Below are 20,878 nucleotides of genomic sequence, written 5' to 3'. Positions count from 1 at the left end.
AACTAGGGTTTAAAAAAGAAATTCCTTAATCCCTAAAAAATGCAGAAAACAGCATAATATCGGCATTTTTTTCATTCGCTCCGTCTTGGCTTAAATTGGCGATGATTTTACCAATGGCCGGGCCAAAAGTGATGCCAAGCCACCCAAGCCCTGTGGCATGGATTAAGTTTTTATAGCGTTTGTCATAGCCTAAATAAGGAATATCATTAGGGGTTAAGGGCCTGAAACCGCACCACTCTATAGCGTCTTTCATTTCAAAAGGCTGCGTGAAAGCGGCTAAATTCTTTTTCATGTTAGCGATTTGCTCTTTATCAATGAGGGCGTTATTGGTGTTTAATTCTAGTTTAGAAGTGATCCTTACAGTGTCTCTTCGTGGGGTCATTGCCATGAAAATATCCGCAAATAAAGAAGAGGTTTTAGGTTTTAACTCTTCAGGCATTTTAAAGGTGATGCTATAACCTTTAGCCCCCATCATTAAAAAATCGTTCTTGGTTTTTTTAATGAGAGTGGGGTTAGCCCCAGTGGCTAGAATGATTGTTTCTGCTTGGATTTTTTCCTTGTGCGTGATAACGCCCTCAATAAGGTTGTTTTTAAACTCAAAATCAACCACTTCCTCATTATAGAGAAATTCCACGCCAACATTTTGTAAATATTCTTGCAAAGAGCGCATCACTTCGCCCGGATCCACATGCGCGTTTTCGGTTAAAAGCACGCTCCCGCAGATATTGTCATTAACAATGGGCATGTATTCTTTGGTCTCTTTCACACTAAGGATTTTATAAGCGCCGCTGTCATCGCAAGTTTTAAGCTTTTTTTCAAAACTTTCTTCTAGAGTGTAGATCATTAAAAGCCCATCTTCTTTATACCAAAAGTCCATGCCGTCTTTTAGCATTTGATGATACATATCAACACTCAGCCACCCGTAGCGTTCAAACAACGCCATGGTGCGGTGCGTGGATTTGGCGTTCGCGCTTTTCATAAACTTTAAAATCCATTGATAGAGCTTTAAATTAAGCCCAAAATGGAATTTTAAAGGGGCTTGGTTTTTGAGCATGAGCTTTAGGGTGTCTAACACCACACCAGGGCATGAGAGTGGGGTTTTTTTAAACGCAGAAATGAGCCCGGCATTCCCAAAAGAAGTGCCATTAGCACCATCGCTTTTTTCAATCACGCAAACCTTATGCCCTAACTTGTGCATAGAATACGCGCAAGAAAGCCCTACAATCCCACCGCCGATTACCACGACTTCTTTTTTCATGCTGATAGTCCCTTTAATAAGATCACTTAATGGCTATCGCTTCAATTTCTACTAAAGCGTCTTTAGGCAGTTTAGCCACTTGAAAGGTCGCTCTGGCCGGATAAGGCTCTGTAAAATAGCTCCCATAGATTTCATTCACCACCGCAAAATCGTCTAAACTTTTCAATAAAATAGTCGTTTTAACCACGCTATCCATCCCTAAATTAGCTTCTTTTAAAATCGCTTTGATATTTTCCATGGATTGCGTGGTTTGAGAATGAATATCTGCGCCTTTAAATTCGCCGGTGCTTACATCAATACCCAATTGCCCAGAGACAAAAACAAGATCGTTAGTAGCGATAGCTTGAGAGTAAGGGCCTATAGCCTTTGGGGCTAGCGTTGAATGAATGACTTCTTTCATGATTGAAACTCCTATGATGATGTGTTATGTCAGCTATTATTATGCAATCAAATTAAAAAGAAATAAAAAATGAGCGCAAAACGCCATGAATTTTCATCTTATTATAAGGTATTGTATATTTTTTACCCATATTTAGAAATTCTTAAACGGGTTTTGTTTGAATGGAAACTCAAAACATTATTGTTCATTTTTTAAATAAAAGGGGTTTTGGCTGTTTTTGATTGGTTTTAAAATCAGTTTTGAAATTTTTCATAAGCCCTTGACTTTTATTATTGAGTTTAGATACAATAACAATCGTCTTTTTGAATAAAGAGCGCGGGAATAGCTCAGTGGTAGAGCACGACCTTGCCAAGGTCGGGGCCGCGGGTTCGATCCCCGTTTCCCGCTCCATATTTTGATTTAACTTCTAGAGCATGGTTTCTATTTAGTTTGCCCAGGTGGTGGAATTGGTAGACACAAGGGACTTAAAATCCCTCGGTAGCAATACCGTGCCGGTTCAAGTCCGGCTTTGGGCACCATCGTTGCAAATTAAACCAAATTAAACATGGTTTGATTTTGTTATCTCAATAGATGTGCTATTGTTAAATTTAAGGCGACATAGCCAAGTGGTAAGGCATGGGTCTGCAAAACCTTGATTCCCCGGTTCGAATCCGGGTGTCGCCTCCATATTGTAGTCATTTAGGGACTTTTGCAAGGGACTTTTATGAAAATAGCGGGAGATGGCTGAGTGGTTGAAAGCGGCGGTCTTGAAAACCGTTGAGGGTCATACCTCCGGGGGTTCGAATCCCTCTCTCCCGGCCACTTGATTAAAATCTTTTAAGCGATTTGTTTTGGCAAATTCATCTCTTCTTTTAACAAAGAATTTTGTGAATATTGATTGTCTCTTTTAATTGAAATTTAAAGATTAGTTTAAAGGATTTTATTCGGTGGGATTGTCAGCGTTAAGCCTTATTGTTCCTCTTAGCGTTATTTTAATGGTGGTTTTCACTAAAAGAGTCGCGCTCTCGTTGTTTGTGGGCATTTTAGTGAGTGCTGTTTTAATGCATTCGTTACACCTTTCTCAACTTATAGAATATATTTATCATAAAATCACTTCCGTTTTTTACACTTACGAGCCAGAAAAAGGGCTTCATTTCAATCTTTCCAACCTCTATGTTTTTGGATTTTTAATCTTTTTAGGCGTCTTAAGCCAGGTGATTTTAAAATCCGGTAGCGTGCAGAACTTTGTCAAAAAAGCTAAAAAATACTCAAAAAACGCCAAAACCCCCGAATTTATCGCCTTTTTTTCAGGCATTATTATTTTTGTAGATGATTATTTTAACGCCCTAACCGTGGGGCAAATCTCAAAATCTTTAAACGACGCTCATAACTCCACACGAGAGCGCTTGGCTTATATCATAGATTCCACTTCAGCGCCAGTGTGCTTATTAGTCCCCATTTCTAGCTGGGGGGCGTATATTATGGGGATCATGAATAACGACAGCTCGCCCTTATTAAAAGATAGTTTTTCGGTGCTTGTGCAAAGCTTGAGCAGTAATTATTATGCGATTTTTGCACTCATTGCGGTGTTTCTCACCATTTTATGGCAAATCAACCTCCCTAGCATGAGAAAGTATCAAAACATAGGCGTGAAGGATTTTTATAGCGAACAAGAAGAAGGCTCTTCAAAACTAGCCCCCTTAAGCCTGTTGCCCCTTTCTATTTTATTATTGATCGTGTCCATTTCATCATTGATTTTTTATACAGGAGTGATCTTAAAAAATACTGATGCGAGTTTTTCGCTCTTTTATGGGGGGCTGTTTTCACTCATTGTTACCTATCTTCTAGCTTATAGGTTTTTAGAAAAAGGGAGTTTTTTTAAACTCATGTTGGATGGCTTTAAGAGTGTGGGGCCAGCGATACTAGTCTTAACGCTCGCTTGGGCTATTGGACCTGTGATTAGAGATGACGCTCAAACGGGGATTTACTTGGCCCACATCAGCAAGGGATTTTTAAATAGTGGAGGGGGCGTGTACATGCCTTTAATCTTTTTTTTAATCTCTGGGTTTATCGCCTTTTCTACTGGAACAAGCTGGGGGGCGTTTGCGATCATGCTGCCCATTGGAGCGGGCATGGCCAATGAAAGCGATATTATTTTGATTGTCTCAGCGATCCTTTCTGGGGCGGTTTATGGGGATCACACAAGCCCCATTTCTGACACGACTATACTATCGGCTGCAGGGGCAGGGTGTTCGGTGCAAAGCCATTTCATCACGCAACTCCCTTATGCGACTATTGCGATGCTTTGCAGTGCGGTGAGTTTGGGGGTGGCAAGTTTTATGCATTCTCACTCGCTCGCGCTTTTAATCGGTGTGGCTTTGCTTGTGGGGGTATTTTATCTTTTAAAAAGATTGTATGGTGAAAATCTAAAAACTTGAATTGGGCATTGACCTAAAAATTTAAAAATCCCATTTTTTAAAATTAAAATAAGGTTTTAGCAATCCCTATTGGATTGAAAAAGAGTCTTATCTCATTATCAATCAATTTAAAAAAATTATTCAAAAATAACCATCAATTATAAAAATCTCCACAAATCTCTAAATCGTAACGCTTTTTTAAAAAATACATTTTTTTTAATTTTTTAATCAACCATTAAGGTGTTTTAGGTTAAATTTCCTTATCTGTTAAACATACGGATAATGTTATATCTTAAGGAAAGAAAAATGGGGTTAGGACACTAATAGGTTTAGGGATTTTGTTAAGCGTTTTGAATGGCGATGATCTGAGATTGTATTCAAAGCCTTTAGTCTATTCGGCTGGAAGTGGGATTATTGGGATTGATATTGACAAACGGACATTCTATAAACGAGCGTTCGTTTTCACGATGAAATCGTTGTTCGGTGAAAACTTGCTTCTGTTTGTCAAATTAAAGCATTCTGCGTCAATGAGCAAGCACATGAAAGGGCCTTTGGAAAACCGCCATCATCATTCTTTCACTAAAAATTATGAAAAAGCGGTTAATGGTTGTCAAAAGTATTTCCATATCAAATTGCCCGAAGGCGCTCCTAGCAACTTCAAATCAGGCTCATACATGGCCACTATGGTGGTGCGTTTTTAAAGCGTTATTTGGGGTATTCTTTAATACCCTTATCATCTTTTAAAATATCATCTTTCAAAAGCACAAATTTATTTTTTAGCCCTTTTTTAAATCTTCTTAAAACTCTTTTGTTGTAGTGATTGAGCAAAGTATTTTTAAAATACGGATAAAATTCATAAAAGAAAAATAAAAAAGCTCTGTTTTCATCAAATACGGGTTACTAAAACTTTTTATGGCGTAGTTATAGCTTATTTTTGGCTTTAATTGTTTCTTTTAGGGTTAGTTTCATCAAGGTTTAAAGCATTAGCGTCTTTTCTCTTATCATTTGGCACTAAAAACGACTCTATTAGCCCATTTCTTGAATTTTTTGTAATCATCTATTTTTATCTGCCCTAAAAACATGAAGCCAAACAAGCCCCCTACAAAAACGCTTCTAACTTATAGGCTTTTTTATGCTCTTGTTTCAAATCCATATAAGCGTTTAAAAGCATGTATTCTTCAAAAGATAAAACCGCTAAATGCTCCTTAGCGAGATCATTCATTTCTAATTCTAACAACACGAACAAAAAGGCTTTTTGCGCCTTATCGTCTTCTTGGCTTAAAATCTCAAAAAACTGGAACCATTGATCAGGGACGAGAAATTTTTGCGCTTTTTGCGCAAGCTGTAAATAATCATTCTTATCATAACCCACCTTTTTGCAAAGCTCTGAAATTTTTAAAGTGTCTGTGTTTAAGGATTTTTCAAAAAAGGCTTTTAAAAAAGACTTCACGCACTCTTTATCCAAGTTCTCTTGCATCGCATTCAAAGCCTTTAAAACCTCTTTTTTGCTGCCTTTTTGGGCGATTTCTATAAAAGCGTAGCGGCGTAATTCCAAAGGGATTTGCGCGTTTGTTAAAACTTCAAAGGCGTTTTTTAAATCGTTATGAATGAAAGCCTTCAAGCGTTTAGAAAAATAAGCATGCTCATAAGCCAACGAATGTTTAGCGTGATCTTTAGGCTCAAGGGTGTTGTTTTCTATATTGTGGTAATGTTTAAAAAGGTTATCCACTTTTTCGCACCCGCTACTTGGCGTGTTTAAATCAGCCTTTAAATCATAGCGGGCTAAGATTTGAGAGAGGTTTTTAGCGAGATCGCTTTTAAATTTCGTTTTTAAAAAAGTCTTTTGGGTGTCTTGAGACAGGATTTGTTTGAGCAATTTGTCAAAATCCCTTTTTTCATGGTATAAGCGGATTTTATGGCTGAGATTGTGCTTGAATAAAAAAACCCATGAAAAAAAAGCGAACATGCCCAAAACGCCCATAAGCCATACCGCAATGGGAAGATTAAAGCTGTAGCTCCCTAAATTGAAGGCATAAGCTTGCGGATCAATACTATAAACAAACACACCAAAACCCACAATAAACAAAAATGTAAAGATAATGTAAAAACGCATGCGCACCTCCTATTTGTGGTATGGATGCTTAAAAATAATGCTTAAAGCCCTATAGATTTGCTCGCATAAGACAATTTTAGCCACTTCATGGCTAAAAGTCATCTCGCTCAAACTCCAAGCTTGACAATCTTTTAAAAAATTTTCTTCAAACCCATACGCTCCAGCGATAAAAAAATTAATATTAAGATGATTCTCTAACATTTTACTAAACGCAAAGCTATCGCCCCTTTGAGCTTTAGGGTGTAAAGCAATGTTTTTTGCCTTAGGGTTTAAATACGGCTCAAAGGCTAGAGAGTAGCTTTTTTGAGCGAGTTCTTTAGAAACTTTTTGAGCGTTGGCGGTATTTTTAGGGAACAAATCCACTAATTCCAACTCGCAATCAAATCGCTTGCATTGCTTTTGATAGATTTTCACTAACTCTAGGGGCGAACTTTTAGCGATAGAATACACCACGCAACGCATCAATGTTAAAACTTTAAAAAATCTTTGAAGTCTTATGCGTCATCATAGCGATGAGATCGCTCAAAGTTTTTTTCAAATCCTTCCTATGCACAATCATATCAATCAAGCCATGTTCTAATAAAAATTCCGCCGTTTGAAAGCCCTCAGGCAAATCCGCCCCTATAGTTTGCTTAATCACCCTAGGCCCTGCAAAACCTATCATCGCCCCTGGCTCTGCAATAATCAAATCCCCTAAAAACGCAAAAGATGCGCTAACGCCCCCATAAGTGGGATCGCTTAAGAGCGAAATGAAAGGGAGTTTGGCCTCACTCAATCGGTTCAAAGCCGCGCTCGTTTTAGCCATTTGCATGAGCGAATAAGTGGATTCTTGCATCCTAGCCCCCCCACTCGCTGAAACGATCAACAACGCTTCTTTTTTAGCGACCGCGCGATTGATCGCTCTTACGATCTTTTCACCCTCCACAGAGCCTAAACTCCCCCCCATAAAGCTAAAATCAAACACCACGATCTGCAAAGGCATGCGGTTGATTTTAGCCTCACCGCTGATCACTGAGCTTGGGCGGTTAGTCCTTTTTTCGTATTTTTTAATGCGTTGCTTGTAGCTCTCTTTATCCACGAAATTTAAAGGATCATTAGGCCGTAAATGCTTGTCAAACTCTTCAAAACTCCCCACATCGCATAGAAATTCAATCCTTTCAGCCGCGTTCATGCGGAAATGGTAATGGCATTTCAAACACACGCTGTATTTACTAAACACTTCTTTATGATACATTAACGCATAACATTTAGGGCATTTCACCCAATGGCTTGGCTGTTCTTCCTTACTTGGTGCTGTCCGCAATTTATTGATCTTAAAATTTTTAAAGAAATCTGCAAATCCCATGTTTTTCCTTAATTTTGCAGTTTTTCTAGGATTGTATCCAAGTTTTGCTTATAATAAACCAAATTAGCTTAAGAGTAGTGATGCAAGGGTTTCTTTTACAAACACAAAGCATAAGAGATGAAGATTTGATCGTGCGCGTTTTAACCAAAAACCAGCTCAAAACCCTCTATCGTTTCTATGGCAAACGCCACAGCGTGCTGAATGTGGGGCGTAAAATTGATTTTGAAGAAGAAAACGATGATAAGTTTTTACCCAAGTTAAGGAATATTTTGCATTTAGGCTATATTTGGGAAAGAGAAATGGAGCGCTTGTTTTTTTGGCAACGCTTTTGCACTCTTTTATTCAAACATTTAGAAGGCGTGCATTCTTTGGATAGCATCTATTTTGACACTTTAGATGATGGGGCTAGCAAACTCTCCAAACAGCACCCCTTACGAGTGATTTTAGAAATGTATGCAACGCTTTTGAATTTTGAAGGGCGCTTGCAAAGTTACAATTCTTGTTTTTTATGCGATGCAAAATTAGAGCGTTCTGTCGCTTTAGCGCAAGGGTTTATTTTAGCGCACCCCTCTTGCTTGAAAGCTAAAAGCTTAGATTTAGAAAAAATCCAAGCTTTTTTTCGCACTCAAAGCACGATTGATTTAGAATTAGAAGAAGTGGAAGAATTATGGCGCACGCTGAATTTAGGGTTTTAAAAGGTTAAAAATGAAATTTAAATTTTTGAATATGGATAATGAGAGCGGTTTTATTTTGATTGAAAAAGAATTGAAACGATTGAATCTTACCGCTCAAGTCAAAGAAGATTGCATTGAATTAAAAGGCGAGAATACAAAACAAGCGAGAATTTATCTTCAAACGCTTTTTAATTCTAATATTGTGGAATTAGACGATAACCAAAAAAGCGCAAACGCTTTAATAGAGCGCTTGAAATCTTTAGATTTAAAAATTGCGGTGGCTGAAAGCTGCTCTGGGGGGTTATTATCGCATGCATTCACTTCCATTAGCGGGGCTTCAGCGGTTTTTATGGGGGGTATTGTGTGTTACAATGAAGAGGTTAAGTGCGAATTATTGAAGGTCAATGCCACGACTTTAAAAGTCTTTGGGGTTTATAGCGAAGAGTGTGTGAAAGAAATGCTACTAGGCGTGTTTTTCAATTTTAAAGTGGATTTAGCGTTGGCGATTAGTGGGGTGGCTGGCCCTAATGGGGGGAGTAAGGCTAATCCTGTAGGCACGATTTATATTGGTGCGCAAAAATTAGGATCTCAAGCCTTCATTGATCGTTGTTTTTTTGAAGGGAACAGAGAAAGCATTCAAAATAAAAGCGTAGAGCATGCCTTAAACATGCTCGCTAGAATGCTATAAAACTACCTTAAAGCGCAAACGCTACCGAATTCTTTTTGAGCGACCTTAGCGATGTAGGCGATTTCATTATCGTTAAGGTTTTCAACGCTCGCTTTTAAATACCTTTTGATTTGCTCAATCTGGCAACCCACTAGCTTGATTTTCACCACAGCCACCTCCGATTTTAAATTCGTGTAAGTGTAGGCTACTTGAATCTTAGTCGCTAAATAATTATAGATAGCGTAGCTGACATTCGTAGCCGTTTGCTCGGACTCATGGAATTGCTCCATGAAGCGTTTTTTATACTTCAACATGATTTCATGAAAAACCACGATCAGGCTCAATTTAGCGTTTAAAGTCGCTTGCTCAATCCCTAAATATTTGTTATTAACAGGGATATACGCCACGCCCATTTCTTCGTAGGGGACTTTAGGGTCTTCAAAAACCCAAGCAGGAGCATCAGATAGCTCTGATTTCATGCCCTTTAAATCAGAGACTAAAATCCCATCATCTCTTAAAAGACTCTTAGCGCTTAATGAAACGCTTGAAAACACCCCTAAAAGAGCGATTAAAACCATTCTTTTAAACAAAATACCACTCCTTAAACTTTAATTTAGGTTTGATTATAGTTAAAAAGTTTTTGATTTTGTTTAATCACAACCAAGTAATTGCATCAACTTTTGATTTTCTTGATTTTTGGCTCGCTTCTGCCACCCTCTTACCCAAAGCGATCAAGCATGCGATTTTAGGCTTATTGATACGCTCTTCTAAAACTTCGCCCACCTTTAAAGGATCAAAGCCTCCAATAATGCAACTATCCAACCCCATTAAGCTCACTCCCATGCAAATTTGCCCCACAGCGATATAGCATTGCTCTAAAATATAGCTTTCTAATCTTTGCATGCTATGGTTGAATCTCACACCAAGCATTTGAGCAAAAGAGGGGATCACTCTAACCTTATAAGACTCCGGATAGAGGTTTTGCATGTAATGGCCGTGTGGTAACAACTCGCTAGGTCTTAAAGAGCATACCACCATTAACGCTGAAGCGCTTTTAATCATTTCTTCATTAAAATAGCTGTGTGCTGCAATTTGCTTTTTTAAATCCTTATTAGTAACCATCACAAAATGCCATGGCTGCGTGTTGTAAGAGCTTGGCGATAGCCTAGCGATTTCAGCGATTTCTTCTAATTCTTCACTAGAGAACTCATAATGGCTATCAAACATCTTGCAAGAATGGTGCTCGTTCAGTAATTGTCTTCTTTTTTCTTGATCCAAAAATTTCATTATTCTTCCTTTATTTTTTTAGAATTTTTCGTAGCATACAATAAAATCCCTAATGAAACAATTACCATAAGTAAGCTTAAAATCTGCCCCATGCTCAAATTCAAAAAATAAACCCCCATTTGGCTATCCGGCTCTCTGTAAAATTCCGCAATAAAGCGCATCAGGGAATACCCCAAGCCATAAACCACAATCAGCAACCCATGCGTTTTGGTGTGTTTTTTAGCCCACATTACCATTAAAAACACGACAACCCCCTCTAAAAACGCTTCAATCAATTGGCTAGGATAACGCAATTCATTATCCACCATAATGCCTATGATTTGCCCTAAATGGCTGTCTTTGGGGACAATCCTCCCCAAAAGCTCCTGGTTTAAAAAATTCCCAATCCTCCCAAAAACATACCCTAAAGGCAGGCTAATCGCAATCAAATCCAAATAAATCAAAAGCTTTTTCAAATCCTTACGGCTATAAAGATACGAAGCGATCAAAAACCCCACCAACCCCCCATGATAGCTCATCCCACGAATGCCTACAAAATTCCCATGGCTATCAAAAGGGTTAAAGATTTGCCAAAAATGCGTCAAATAATAGCCAGAATTAGGCTCATAAATAAGAATGTATCCTATCCTTGCCCCTAGCACAATGCCAAGCTCCGCCCATAAAAAATAACTCTCAAATTCCTTCCTTTCAATGGGGAATCGTTTGGGGTCTTTTTGGATCATTCTCAACGCCATGTAAAAAGCGATAACAATCGCGCACGCATACGCCAAACCATACCAATGCACTTCAATACTGCCAAGACTAAAAGCGATAGGGTTAAATTGATCATAAATCGTATTCCAAGCGTTCATAATCAATCCTTAAAATTCAAATTCTTTAGGGGGGATCGCTTCAAATTCATACCCTAGCAGCGCGATTTTATGTGCATGGAGCATCAAGCGTTTGGCTGAACCTGGCTCGTTATTATAAAGCGTATCGCCTATAATGGGGTGGTTGATATGTTTTAAATGGACTCTGATTTGGTGGGTTCTTCCGGTTTTGATTCCCACTTTTAAAAGGGTTTTTTTATTGATGATTTTTAAAGGCGTGATGATCGTAACCGCTTCTTGCCCTTTTTTAGAGATCTTGCTAAACGCTTTAGTGGTTTTAATCGTAAGAATGGGAGCGTTAATTTCTCGCTCTTCTTCTATAATGCCTTGAACGATCGCTAAATACTCTTTTTTAACCGCCCTATTTTTAAAAGCCTTTTTAGCTTTTAAGTGGAATTCTGAATTTTCTTTCACCAATAAAATCACCCCGCTTGTTTCTTTATCCAAGCGGTGCAACAAAACCCAACCTTTGAAAAAAGAAACTAAATCATAGCTCTCTATAAAAGGGGGTTTAAAAAGGGCTAGAACGTTTTCATCTTCAAAAATCACGCTGGGTTTTTCAACCTTTTGGACGCTAAAGCGCGTGTTTTTGTGGAGTTCTTTTCTGGCGACCATCAATTTCTTCCCCCCTACACTCACTAACCCCAAATCAATCAAAGCTTTGGCTTTTTTATGCGAAATGTTTTCTTGAACGCTCAATATTTTATAAGCTTTTTCCATGTTTATCCTTTTTAATGTTTAATCAATGCGAGCAATTCGTTTAAATCATGCCCATTGTCTAAAAAACGCGCCACGCCTAAATTTTTGTAATCTAAAAGAGCGTCTAACAGATCCTCTTTTTGAACGATTTTATAAGGCTTGACTAATTCAAACAACGCTACTTGGTTGAAAAGATGCTCTCCTGTGATTAGACGCGTATTAAAAAACGCCGGCTCTAAAGGGTTATGCCCCCCCATTTTGACAAACGAACCCCCTAAAATGACAATGTCTGCGATCGCATAGAAGTTATTTAATTCCCCCAAGCTATCCACTAACAAAATATCGCATTCCACAAAACCCTTTGAAGAAAAACACTCCAAACTAAAAAGCGTCGTTTTTAAAATATCTTGCAACAAATTCCGCACGCTTTTAAAACGCTCAGGGTGGCGTGGCACAACAAAAAGTCTTGCGTTTTTAAAAGTCTTTTTCAATTCTAAAAACGCTTTTAACCCCAACTCCTCTTCGCCCTCATGCGTGCTGGCTAAAACAATGTTTAAAGCGCTTGGGTTTTTAGGGTAAAACGAAGTGATCACAGGCTTTGAAAAACGCTTGATATTCAAAAAATCCACCACTTTTTTAGCCCCTAGATTCAACAAGTGCTCTTTATCCTCCTTGCTTTGCGCTAAAATCAAATCGATGCGTTTGAATAAAATCGCATAAAAGAAAGAAAAACGCTGGTACTTGGGGTAAGAGCGAACGCTGATCCTAGCGTTAATGAGCATGGTTTTTGCCCCTAATTTTTGAGCCGTATCAAACACATTAAACCACAATTCCGCTTCTGTAACCACCAAAGTTTTTAAGCGTTTTAAGTTTTTTTTCCATGCAAATAATAGGGTTTCAAAAGGCATGTAACGCACTTCTATATGCTTAGAATGCTGATAAGTTTGAGTGGCTAATTCAAAACCGGTATTAGTGGTAACGCTGATTAAAATCGGCTCTTTTAAAGCTTGAATGATTGGCTCTAAGGATTTGACCTCCCCATAAGAACATGCATGAAACCAAAAAACCGGCTCGCTTTTTAAAAAATTGTCTTTGAGAAAAAAACGGGCTTTCAAAGAATGGCGGTATTTTTCCTTAAAACTCCAAAAAAAGATGAAAGGCGCACCAAAAAGATGCCCCAAAGTCAAACATAAAAGGTAGAAAAACTTAAACAATCAAACGGATTCTTGGCTTTCTTCTTGGCTTTCTTTTGGAGGTTGAGCGCTGTTTTCATACGCGCCCTCAGCGTATAAAATACGCCCGCAATACGGGCAAGTGATCATATCCCCACTCGTTAGCACTTCGGTATAAATCTTATCATTCAATCTGATAAAACAACCCCCACAAGCCTGTTTTTTGATCGTTACAATGCTCGTGTTTTTCGCCCATCTTCTGATCCTTTCATAAAAGCTATAGATTTTAGGCTCGGTTTTTTCCACGAGTTCTTCTTTCTTTTTAAAGATGATCTGTTGGGTTTCTTTGATGTTTTTGACTTCGTTTTCCACTAAACTTTCCAATTCCAGTGCTAATTTTTCAAGCTCTAGCATTTCTTTTTTCAAATCCTCTTGTTTTTCGCTTTTATGCTTGATTTCATTTTGCAGGTTTTCAATTTCTCTGTTGGCTTGGTTGGATCGTTCTTTAGCAATATCTTCTTCAATGTTTAAAGAACGCAATTCCCTTTCGGATTTGATCTCGCTCATTTTCTTTTGAATGCTAGCGATTTTAGCGTTCGTGTCTTGTAGGGTTTGCTCGTTTTTAGAAACCTGTAATTTTAGGGCTAATTTTTCTTCTTCTAAATTCAAAATCGCTTTATTTTTAGCTTCTTTATCATTCAAGGCTTTATCCAAGTCTTTTCGTTTTTCTCTGATCAATGGCTCTAAGGAGTCAATTTCTTTATCCAAATGCGAAATTTCAATCAATTGTTTGAGGTGGGTGTTCATCGCTTTCCTTTAAATGATTTGCAAGGGGTTTTTAAAATTCTCTATTGTAACCAAATAATTAAAAGAATGCAAAATTTCAGCCACAATGAGTGCGAAACCCCTTTCGCTATAATAATGCGTGGCGTCAATCAAACTTATCCCTAAAGATTGAGCGATCATAGCGTCATGGTATTTCACATCGCCTGTAATTAAACAGCTTTGCGCTTTTAAAGAAGAGAACATGGACGCTCCCGATCCGCACACAAACGCTAAATCTTTAATCATTTGAGAACTTTTGACACACGCTAATTGTCCCACCCCTAAAGAAGATTTAATCCTTTCTAACAGCGCATCAAATTCTATATTAGCGTTTTCTTTCACTAACATAAGGCCTTTTTCTATCAAGCCATCAAACCCTAAAAGCGCGTGTGCAAAATGCTTGTTTAAATGCGTTTTGTCAAAATTGGTGTGCATGCTGATGACTGAAATGTTTTTTTGGATTAAGATTTTTAAAATATTCCCCGGATAAGCCTCATCATTAAGCGTTTTTAAGGGCTTGAAAATTAAAGGGTGGTGCGTGATGATTAGGGCGTTTTGCGGCGCGTTTAGAGCGATTTGAAGCGTGATTTCTAAGCATGCGACAATCTGGCTAAACTCGCTATTTTCACTCCCCACATTCAACCCGCTATTATCCCACAATTCTTGGAGTTCAAAAGGCGAAAGGCGGTTCAAAACTTCCAACACTTCCTTAACTAACGCCATTTTAAGCCTTTGTTAAAGCGTTTTTTAAACGCTCTTCCCTTTCTTCTTCTTGCTCTTTATAAAGAAGCGTGCACCCTTTGGCTAAATCCCTGATTTGTAAAATATAATTTTGCCTTTCAGCCACCGAAATCGCCTTTCTGGCGTCTAAAATATTGAAAAAATGCGAGCATAGCATCACAAAATCATAGGCCGGTAAGGGGAGCTTGTTTTTTAAGCAATGCAAGGCTTCGGCTTGAGCGTTTTTAAACATTTCTAATAGCCTTGTTACGCTCGCTATTTCAAAATGATACTTGCTGAACTCGTATTCGCTCTCCAAATGCACTTGCGCGTAACGCACGCTGTCATTATCCTTTTTAGCCCATTCAATCTCTAGGATATTTTCCACTTTTTGCACATACATCGCCAATCTTTCTAAGCCGTAAGTGATTTCCACAGGGATAGGGCTACAAGCAATGCCCCCCACTTGCTGGAAATAAGTGAATTGCGTAACCTCCATGCCATCAAGCCACACTTCCCAGCCAAGCCCCCATGCCCCCAAAGTCGGACTCTCCCAATTGTCTTCTACAAATCGTATATCATGCTCATTAAGGTTTATCCCTAACACTTCTAAGCTTTTTAAATAGAGTTCCTGGATATTAGAAGGGCTAGGCTTGATGACCACCTGGAATTGGTAATAACTCCCCAAGCGGTTAGGGTTTTCCCCATAGCGCCCATCAGTAGGCCTTCTAGAGGGCGCGACATACGCCACATTCCACGGCTTTTTATCCAAACTCCTTAAAAGCGTGGCGGGGTGGAATGTCCCAGCTCCTGCAGGAATATCATAGGGCTGGATCACCAAACAACCCTGATTCTTCCAATATTCTTGTAATTTTAATAACAAACTTGAAAAATCTTGCATGCTTTCTCCTTTAAGCGCGTCTAATCAAATCGTTCATGCTCTCTAGCACACTTTTACCCTTTAAAAGCAAGGCTAATTCGCTCGCAATGGGCGTATAAATGCCGTATTTTTTAGCGATTTCTACAATGGCGTTGGTCGTTTTCACCCCTTCAGCCACTTCGCCTAACTCTTCTAACACCACCTCTAAAGGCTTGTTTTGGGCTAGTCCCAAACCCACACGATAATTCCTGGATAAAATAGAATTAGCGGTTAAAAACAAATCCCCAGCCCCAGACAACCCTAAAAAAGTTTCTGTTTTCCCCCCAAAAAACGCCCCAAAGCGTTGCATTTCCACTAAACCACGAGACAATAAACTCGCTTTAGCGCTATTGCCTAATTTCAAGCCATCGCAAACCCCCCCAGCAATGGCTATCACATTTTTATACGCGCCAGCGATTTCACCTCCTATAATGTCTTGTTGGGCGTAAGCTCTGATAAAAGAGGGGGTTTTATTGGCAAATTCTAGCGCTAAAGCCTGGTTATTAGAATGAATGACTAATGCGCAAGGCAGGCCTTGAATGATTTCAGCCGCAAAACTCGGGCCGGCTAAAAAACACAAATGGTTAGGATCAATAAAATCCTTTGCAATCTCGCTCACAAACGCCTTGTTTAAAACCTCTATCCCTTTAGAGGCGATTAAAACCTTAGCGTCTTTGGGTAAAGAAGCGTTTTGAAACCATTCTCTTAAATGCTGCACGCTAATAGCGATCACATAGAGCACCGCTTTTAAGCCTCTTTCTAAATCCACTTGCTCTATGGGGGCAGAACCTTTAGAAATTAAAGCGTCATTGAGCTTTTTTAGCGGCTCGTTTAAATCCCGCCTTGAAATGATTTTCACTTCATTCTTTTCTCCAAAAGCAAAGGCTAAAGCCCTCCCCCACGCCCCGCCACCAAATACTGCAATTTCCATTAAATTCCTAATCTCATTGATTGTAAAACTCATCATTTTACAATAATAAGTTTAAAATAGCCCTTACATTCAAAACGCTGTCTTTGATTAAAAATAGGGTATTTAAAAAATTTTTAAATTTTAAAAAATGGGGTTTTGGTTACTTTACTTTAAACTCATTGTTTAAGGGGATAGGAGGTATTTTGAAATAACTCTCCCCCTTAACCTCCTTAAGTATCCCCCTAACCCAAGAATACCGCTTCAAGGGGTTATCGCTTGCTTGACGCAAGCTCTTTTATTTTGATTGTAAAAAATGCTTTCAGCATTTTTAAATTCTTAATTGCTGTTTTCTTATTTGCCAAACAAATTATTAAAAAGTCTTTCAAAATAGCCTAGCGGCTTATCGCCATTTTTCCACTCCCGCAAATTATTTTGAAGCTCCTCATCGTTTAAGCACTCTTGATAAACTTCATTATGTCTTTCTTTAAATTCCCTAAGCCTTGACAAATTTTTTAAAGAATAGTCTAATTGGAGAAATTCATTATTATAATCCACATTTTCTCTTTCTTCTTGGATCTCTTCTTGACTCCATTCATACCAATCCAAGTAAAACAAACTGCGATCCCTAAAATACAGCACCATTTCTTTGATTTCTTCAAACTCTCGGCGGTTTATTTCTTCCGGTGTGTTTTTTAAACCCCTCCACTCCCGCAAATTATTTTGAAGCTCCTCATCGTTTAAGCACTCTTGATAAACTTCATTATGTCTTTCTTTAAATTCCCTAAGCCTTGACAAATTTTTTAAAGAATAGTCTAATTGGAGAAATTCATTATTATAATCCACATTTTCTCTTTCTTCTTGGATCTCTTCTTGACTCCATTCATACCAATCCAAGTAAAACAAACTGCGATCCCTAAAATACAGCACCATTTCTTTGATTTCTTCAAATTCCCTGTAGTTTGCTTAGTTGTCCTCTTTGTCGTCGTTTTGTTCTTTGTATTTTTCAAAAGTGAAAGCGCTCACACGATCAAAAACCTTATCAACGCTTTCTTTAAACAAGTCAATCACTCCGTTCAATCGCGCTAAATCCTCTCTTTTAGATTCTTCTTTCTCAGAAAATTCTTTTTTGAGCGATTCAATTCTATTAAAAGCAGCATCGTTGAAATCATCAAAGCCTTTTTGCATCAAATCCAATTTGATAGAATGCAAAGCCTTTTGGTAGCGTTTGAATTTGTTAGCGTCTTGCTTAATAGCCCTTTCATACATGGAATGCACCTCGTATAAATACCCTAAAATTTCGTTTTGTTTCTCGCTCCTTTGATTCAATTTCATTAAAAATTTTTCAAGCGAGTCAAAAACTTTGCTTTTTTCGCTGAACTCTTTAATTTCTTGATACCTTGTAGCGCTATAAGCGCAAATCCCTAAAAATTCAATGCCATGATCTTTTAAAGTTTCTCTAATTTTAATAGCGACTTCTTCTAACTGGCTTTTGGTGCGCCTATCAGCCCTACTCAATACGATAAAAACCTGCTTACCCTCTTCTTCGTATAATTCTTGCAAAAACTCTAAATCATCGCTTTCAATACCCCCACGCTCGCAACTAACGAGCCATAGAATGTGTTTAGCATGCTTTAGGGATTCTTTAGAGGCTTCTTTGTCCCCACCCGTATAGCCTTGATTGCCGGGGTTAAAACCAGGCGTGTCTATGAAGCATAAAAATTCAAAAGGCACGCTAGGAGCGCTCAAAAGCATGAAAGGCATGATTTCTTTTAAATTAAAGCCAAGAGAGTCTAAAAACTGATGGTCAAAAGCGAGATTAGGCAATTCCACCATGCCCCCATTTTGAGAAAACCCCATTAAAACTTCTCTTTTACCCTTTAAGCAATAAGTGGGGATAGCTGTGGTGGGATTCATGTCTTCAGGGAGTTTTAATTTCAAGCCCAACAAGTTGTTTAAAAAAGTGGATTTGCCCGCGCTAAACCCTCCCCCCACCGCAACGATGGTTTTTTGGAACAAACTAGGGTAGCTCGCCACCAATTGCAATTCTTTTTGGATTTCTTGGAGCGTTAGTAACGCTATTTCCTTTTCTTTGAGCGAATCCACACCGCTAGCGAACTCTAAAAACTCGTTGTCTAAGATTTGCTGGTATTCTTCTATCCCTTCATTTTCCATTTTAGCGTTTAAAATACGAGCGATTAGATCGTAGCGTTCTTTTAAACCCTCTGTATTGTGGTGGTTTTCAGCCCTGCTATTGTTATTAAAAATACCATTAAAAAAATTAATACTCATTGAATCCCCATTAAAGCCTTGATTTGAGCGTCTAATTGAGCGATGGATTGCTCTTTGTTTTGCACTTGATTGTGCAAGTTTTGCATGTTTTCTTTAAGTTTTTGAAGCGTATCGCTGGCGAAGTTTTGCCTTTCTAAAGCCTCTCTTAAACCTTGGATATAGCCTTTCACATCTTTTTTAGCCTCAGCTTCAAAATCCCTCACATGATTTTCCACGCTTTGTATAAAAGCATTAGCTTCATCGCCTTTTAAATTACCAGTTTTCCCCCTTATCTCGCCAGGAAGCTTATCGGCATAATCAAACTTTTTAAATTCAATGCGATCCAAGACAGCATCCACGCTTTTTTTGAAAGCCACCTCATCAATCAAATCATCAGAGATGATTTCGCGCAATTGAGAAAAGATTTTAGCGTAGAGTTCTTTTCTAAAAACGATTTTAAAAGAATTAGCGCTGTCATTCAAAGCATTTTCGCAGCGTTCATGCATCTCTGTCAAATAATCAAGCACCGCTCCGGCTTTAATGGTTGCTCTTGTGCGTTCTACTTCATTATAGCCCCAACCCTTTTCACCAACAATGCTACCAAACCATCTTGCCCAACCTCCCAAACCGCCTTGCTTCACCCTTTCAATATAATGCTCTTCTTCCTCTTCTTCTCTAGAGCGCGTTTTAGCCGTTTGGATAGCTTTCTTCAATGTTTCTTCCAAGCCAACTCTAATATTGTTGATGAAATGCAAGATAAATTCTTCATACGCTTCCCTAAACTTCATTTCAATGTTACCAGAGAGCTTTTCATAAGCCTCTATTTGCTTTTTAATAGCCCCCATATCAGCGTTTTTGATCCTCTTTTTTTCTTCTTCTAAGTCTTGTAATAACTGCGCTATTAATAAATGGAGGTTGTTTGCTTGGCTCTGTGCATAATCTTGCAATCTTTGAGAAATGATTTCTTCTTTCTCTTTTGCGGCTTTTTTTAAACGCTCTTCAATCGCGCTCATATTGCTTAAGAGCAATAAGCTTTCTTTAGACTTATCAACGCTGTTAAAGGCGTCAGGGTAAAAATCTTTTAAATTCCGTAAGGCATTGTGATACTCTTCTGTTTTTTGGTTTCTTTCCCAAGAAGCTTGGTTTTCAAAATCTTTATACATGCTAAAGCAAACCCCTGAAGCCAAAATGACGCCATTTTTGATCGCTTTTTCAAAAATCCCTCGTTGGTTGGGGTAGTTTTCAATCAACGCTCCCATGATGCTATTTAATTGAGATGAAAGGACTTTTTGCGCGTTTTCAAAGGCTGTAGGGAGGTGTTGGTTGGATTTTTCCACTTCACTCATAGAAAGAACAGCGCTGTCGGCTTGGCTTGCCACAAAATAAATTTCTTGAAGGCCTTCTTTATGAGAAACCCTGTCAAACAAACTCATATCGCTATCCGTTAAAAACTGATTAGAAGGGCTTACAATAAACACCACATCGCAATCTTTCAATAAGGCTTTGGTGCGCTCTTCTCTGGAAGCGATCGGATCATTCACTCCCGGGGTGTCAATCACTTCCAAATCTTTAAGATTGGGGTTATTCAAAGAAATTTGCACCGCTTTAGTGTAGGGCATATACTTCCCGTCCGTGCCCACGAATTGGAGCAATTTTTGATTCAGATCTTGTAAGCTGTTGGCTTGAATGCGCGGATCTAAGTTTTTCGTGTTGAGCGATCCGCTTTTTTTCATTTTTTCGTATTGATCGTATGATGAAACGAGTTTTTCGTCCCCTTTTAATTTATCTTTAGCGATCCTTTCAGCCCTTTTTACTATTTCTTCATCGCTTAAAACCCTCTCTTTGGGTGCTTCTTTATCGCTTTTGTTTCCGCTAAACTTGTTGCTAAGATTCTTAAATCCCTCTTTAGCCCTATTTGCCAAACTCTGTTTTTCTTTTTGTTTGTTGACTTCTTCATCAACAATCCTTTGAAACTCTTTTTCATACCTTTCATAGTCGTTTTTAAGCTCTGCAATATCCTTTTCATTGTAAAGCTCCACTTCAGCGCTCAGTTTTTCAGCGTATTTTAAAACGGTAAGGCTAGCCGTCATGGGCGTTGCCGCTTTGGGTAAAACTTCTTTACCCTCAAAAATCAAAGCGTTTAAGAGCGAGCTTTTTCCCGCTTTCACGCGCCCGATGATACCGACTTTAAGATTCCTGTCTTTAGGCCGCATCTCTTGAAGCGTTTGCTTTAAAACTTCGGTTTTAATCACAGCGTTTTCGCTGATAAAAGGCCCTGCTCTTTCTTTCAAACCATACTCTGCAATGACCTTTTCAATCAAAGCGCTTTTTTTAAGGAGTTCTTGTTCGTTCATTA

At 38.6% G+C, this 20,878-nt stretch carries 19 protein-coding genes, 4 tRNA genes and 1 pseudogene; 8 read left to right on the top strand and 16 right to left on the bottom strand.

The window, feature by feature from the left end; genetic code table 11:
* Positions 1-25: 25 nt before the first annotated feature.
* Together QT76_RS03240 and QT76_RS03235 are read right to left on the bottom strand one after the other, a co-directional pair.
* Positions 26-1,258 (bottom strand): NAD(P)/FAD-dependent oxidoreductase, encoded by a 1,233-nt coding sequence (locus QT76_RS03240; protein ID WP_033616569.1) that lies wholly within the window; start codon positions 1,256-1,258, stop codon positions 26-28.
* A gap of 22 nt (positions 1,259-1,280) precedes the next feature.
* Positions 1,281-1,658 carry a RidA family protein gene (locus QT76_RS03235; protein ID WP_000665820.1) on the bottom strand — a complete coding sequence of 126 codons (378 nt, stop codon included), beginning with the start codon at positions 1,656-1,658 and terminating at the stop codon, positions 1,281-1,283.
* 315 nt (positions 1,659-1,973) lie between these two features.
* On the opposite strand from QT76_RS03235, the gene QT76_RS03230 reads away from it, so the two are divergent.
* The 6 genes from QT76_RS03230 (at position 1,974) to QT76_RS03205 (ending at position 4,755) form a co-directional block, all read left to right on the top strand.
* Positions 1,974-2,048 (top strand) — tRNA-Gly (locus QT76_RS03230).
* A gap of 41 nt (positions 2,049-2,089) precedes the next feature.
* A tRNA-Leu gene (locus QT76_RS03225) sits at positions 2,090-2,176 on the top strand.
* Between the two features lie 73 nt (positions 2,177-2,249).
* A tRNA-Cys gene (locus QT76_RS03220) sits at positions 2,250-2,324 on the top strand.
* 47 nt (positions 2,325-2,371) lie between these two features.
* Positions 2,372-2,459 (top strand) — tRNA-Ser (locus tag QT76_RS03215).
* Positions 2,460-2,584: 125 nt separating this feature from the next.
* The gene (locus QT76_RS03210) at positions 2,585-4,075 is read left to right on the top strand and encodes a Na+/H+ antiporter NhaC family protein (RefSeq protein ID WP_033616568.1); all 1,491 of its coding nucleotides are present in this window, start codon (positions 2,585-2,587) and stop codon (positions 4,073-4,075) included.
* A gap of 317 nt (positions 4,076-4,392) precedes the next feature.
* Positions 4,393-4,755 carry a hypothetical protein gene (locus QT76_RS03205; protein ID WP_033616567.1) on the top strand — a complete coding sequence of 121 codons (363 nt, stop codon included), beginning with the start codon at positions 4,393-4,395 and terminating at the stop codon, positions 4,753-4,755.
* Between the two features lie 398 nt (positions 4,756-5,153).
* Here QT76_RS03205 and QT76_RS03200 read toward each other — a convergent pair whose 3' ends face one another.
* The 3 genes from QT76_RS03200 to accD are packed head-to-tail and all read right to left on the bottom strand — an operon-like array spanning position 5,154 to position 7,512.
* Positions 5,154-6,167: a LapA family protein gene (locus QT76_RS03200; RefSeq protein WP_033616566.1), complete on the bottom strand. Its 1,014-nt coding sequence runs from the start codon at positions 6,165-6,167 to the stop codon at positions 5,154-5,156.
* 9 nt (positions 6,168-6,176) lie between these two features.
* A complete protein-coding gene (gene rlmH, locus QT76_RS03195; protein WP_001203881.1) occupies positions 6,177-6,629 on the bottom strand; it encodes a 23S rRNA (pseudouridine(1915)-N(3))-methyltransferase RlmH in 453 nt (150 codons plus the stop codon).
* Between the two features lie 13 nt (positions 6,630-6,642).
* Entirely contained in the window at positions 6,643-7,512 is an 870-nt protein-coding gene (gene accD / locus QT76_RS03190; RefSeq protein ID WP_033616565.1) for an acetyl-CoA carboxylase, carboxyltransferase subunit beta, read from the bottom strand.
* An 80-nt stretch (positions 7,513-7,592) separates the two neighbouring features.
* Here accD and recO point away from each other — a divergent pair, with 80 nt between their 5' ends.
* Together recO and QT76_RS03180 are read left to right on the top strand one after the other, a co-directional pair.
* A complete protein-coding gene (recO, locus tag QT76_RS03185) occupies positions 7,593-8,207 on the top strand; it encodes a recombination protein RecO (RefSeq protein ID WP_033616564.1) in 615 nt (204 codons plus the stop codon).
* Positions 8,208-8,217: 10 nt separating this feature from the next.
* Complete coding sequence (locus QT76_RS03180; protein ID WP_033616563.1) at positions 8,218-8,874, top strand: CinA family protein; 657 nt, start codon at positions 8,218-8,220, stop codon at positions 8,872-8,874.
* Positions 8,875-8,876: 2 nt separating this feature from the next.
* On the opposite strand, the gene QT76_RS03175 is transcribed toward QT76_RS03180, so the two are convergent.
* The 11 genes and pseudogenes from QT76_RS03175 to QT76_RS08375 form a co-directional block, all read right to left on the bottom strand.
* Positions 8,877-9,443, bottom strand: a complete 567-nt coding sequence (locus QT76_RS03175; protein WP_033616562.1) for a hypothetical protein — start codon at positions 9,441-9,443, stop codon at positions 8,877-8,879.
* A 64-nt stretch (positions 9,444-9,507) separates the two neighbouring features.
* Entirely contained in the window at positions 9,508-10,140 is a 633-nt protein-coding gene (gene rdxA / locus QT76_RS03170; RefSeq protein ID WP_033616561.1) for an oxygen-insensitive NAD(P)H-dependent oxidoreductase RdxA, read from the bottom strand.
* Positions 10,140-10,991, bottom strand: a complete 852-nt coding sequence (lgt, locus tag QT76_RS03165) for a prolipoprotein diacylglyceryl transferase (RefSeq protein WP_033616560.1) — start codon at positions 10,989-10,991, stop codon at positions 10,140-10,142. The genes rdxA and lgt overlap by 1 nt, the downstream gene beginning before the upstream one ends.
* Before the next feature lie 9 nt (positions 10,992-11,000).
* Positions 11,001-11,729: an RluA family pseudouridine synthase gene (locus tag QT76_RS03160; RefSeq protein WP_033616559.1), complete on the bottom strand. Its 729-nt coding sequence runs from the start codon at positions 11,727-11,729 to the stop codon at positions 11,001-11,003.
* A gap of 11 nt (positions 11,730-11,740) precedes the next feature.
* Positions 11,741-12,922 (bottom strand): lipid IV(A) 3-deoxy-D-manno-octulosonic acid transferase, encoded by a 1,182-nt coding sequence (waaA, locus tag QT76_RS03155; protein ID WP_033616558.1) that lies wholly within the window; start codon positions 12,920-12,922, stop codon positions 11,741-11,743.
* Entirely contained in the window at positions 12,923-13,687 is a 765-nt protein-coding gene (locus QT76_RS03150) for a zinc ribbon domain-containing protein (RefSeq protein ID WP_033616557.1), read from the bottom strand.
* A 9-nt stretch (positions 13,688-13,696) separates the two neighbouring features.
* Entirely contained in the window at positions 13,697-14,428 is a 732-nt protein-coding gene (locus tag QT76_RS03145) for a GTP cyclohydrolase I (RefSeq protein WP_033616556.1), read from the bottom strand.
* Position 14,429: 1 nt separating this feature from the next.
* Complete coding sequence (glyQ, locus tag QT76_RS03140; protein WP_033616555.1) at positions 14,430-15,326, bottom strand: glycine--tRNA ligase subunit alpha; 897 nt, start codon at positions 15,324-15,326, stop codon at positions 14,430-14,432.
* A gap of 10 nt (positions 15,327-15,336) precedes the next feature.
* Entirely contained in the window at positions 15,337-16,275 is a 939-nt protein-coding gene (locus QT76_RS03135) for an NAD(P)H-dependent glycerol-3-phosphate dehydrogenase (protein WP_033616554.1), read from the bottom strand.
* A 330-nt stretch (positions 16,276-16,605) separates the two neighbouring features.
* A pseudogene (locus QT76_RS03125) lies at positions 16,606-18,543 on the bottom strand (dynamin family protein).
* Positions 18,540-20,876 carry a dynamin-like GTPase family protein gene (locus QT76_RS08375; protein ID WP_033616552.1) on the bottom strand — a complete coding sequence of 779 codons (2,337 nt, stop codon included), beginning with the start codon at positions 20,874-20,876 and terminating at the stop codon, positions 18,540-18,542. The pseudogene QT76_RS03125 and the gene QT76_RS08375 overlap by 4 nt, the downstream one beginning before the upstream one ends.
* Positions 20,877-20,878 lie beyond the last annotated feature (2 nt).

It is taken from the genome of Helicobacter pylori SA37A, from assembly GCF_000476015.1.
GTDB classification, from domain to species: Bacteria; Campylobacterota; Campylobacteria; order Campylobacterales; family Helicobacteraceae; genus Helicobacter; species Helicobacter pylori_DB.
The sequence above is the reverse complement of the archived record's forward strand: the minus strand, read 5'-3'. Positions and strand labels throughout refer to the sequence as shown.

Excerpts from the sequence above, each read along its gene's own strand:
- QT76_RS03240 (WP_033616569.1), bottom strand. The coding sequence starts at position 1,258 with ATGAAAAAAGAAGTCGTGGTAATCGGCGGTGGGATTGTAGGGCTTTCT.
- QT76_RS03235 (WP_000665820.1), bottom strand. The coding sequence starts at position 1,658 with ATGAAAGAAGTCATTCATTCAACGCTAGCCCCAAAGGCTATAGGCCCT.
- QT76_RS03200 (WP_033616566.1), bottom strand. The coding sequence starts at position 6,167 with ATGCGTTTTTACATTATCTTTACATTTTTGTTTATTGTGGGTTTTGGT.
- rlmH (WP_001203881.1), bottom strand. The coding sequence starts at position 6,629 with ATGCGTTGCGTGGTGTATTCTATCGCTAAAAGTTCGCCCCTAGAGTTA.
- accD (WP_033616565.1), bottom strand. The coding sequence starts at position 7,512 with ATGGGATTTGCAGATTTCTTTAAAAATTTTAAGATCAATAAATTGCGG.
- recO (WP_033616564.1), top strand. The coding sequence starts at position 7,593 with ATGCAAGGGTTTCTTTTACAAACACAAAGCATAAGAGATGAAGATTTG.
- QT76_RS03180 (WP_033616563.1), top strand. The coding sequence starts at position 8,218 with ATGAAATTTAAATTTTTGAATATGGATAATGAGAGCGGTTTTATTTTG.
- rdxA (WP_033616561.1), bottom strand. The coding sequence starts at position 10,140 with ATGAAATTTTTGGATCAAGAAAAAAGAAGACAATTACTGAACGAGCAC.
- lgt (WP_033616560.1), bottom strand. The coding sequence starts at position 10,991 with ATGAACGCTTGGAATACGATTTATGATCAATTTAACCCTATCGCTTTT.
- QT76_RS03160 (WP_033616559.1), bottom strand. The coding sequence starts at position 11,729 with ATGGAAAAAGCTTATAAAATATTGAGCGTTCAAGAAAACATTTCGCAT.
- QT76_RS03150 (WP_033616557.1), bottom strand. The coding sequence starts at position 13,687 with ATGAACACCCACCTCAAACAATTGATTGAAATTTCGCATTTGGATAAA.
- QT76_RS03145 (WP_033616556.1), bottom strand. The coding sequence starts at position 14,428 with ATGGCGTTAGTTAAGGAAGTGTTGGAAGTTTTGAACCGCCTTTCGCCT.
- glyQ (WP_033616555.1), bottom strand. The coding sequence starts at position 15,326 with ATGCAAGATTTTTCAAGTTTGTTATTAAAATTACAAGAATATTGGAAG.
- QT76_RS03135 (WP_033616554.1), bottom strand. The coding sequence starts at position 16,275 with ATGGAAATTGCAGTATTTGGTGGCGGGGCGTGGGGGAGGGCTTTAGCC.
- QT76_RS08375 (WP_033616552.1), bottom strand. The coding sequence starts at position 20,876 with ATGAACGAACAAGAACTCCTTAAAAAAAGCGCTTTGATTGAAAAGGTC.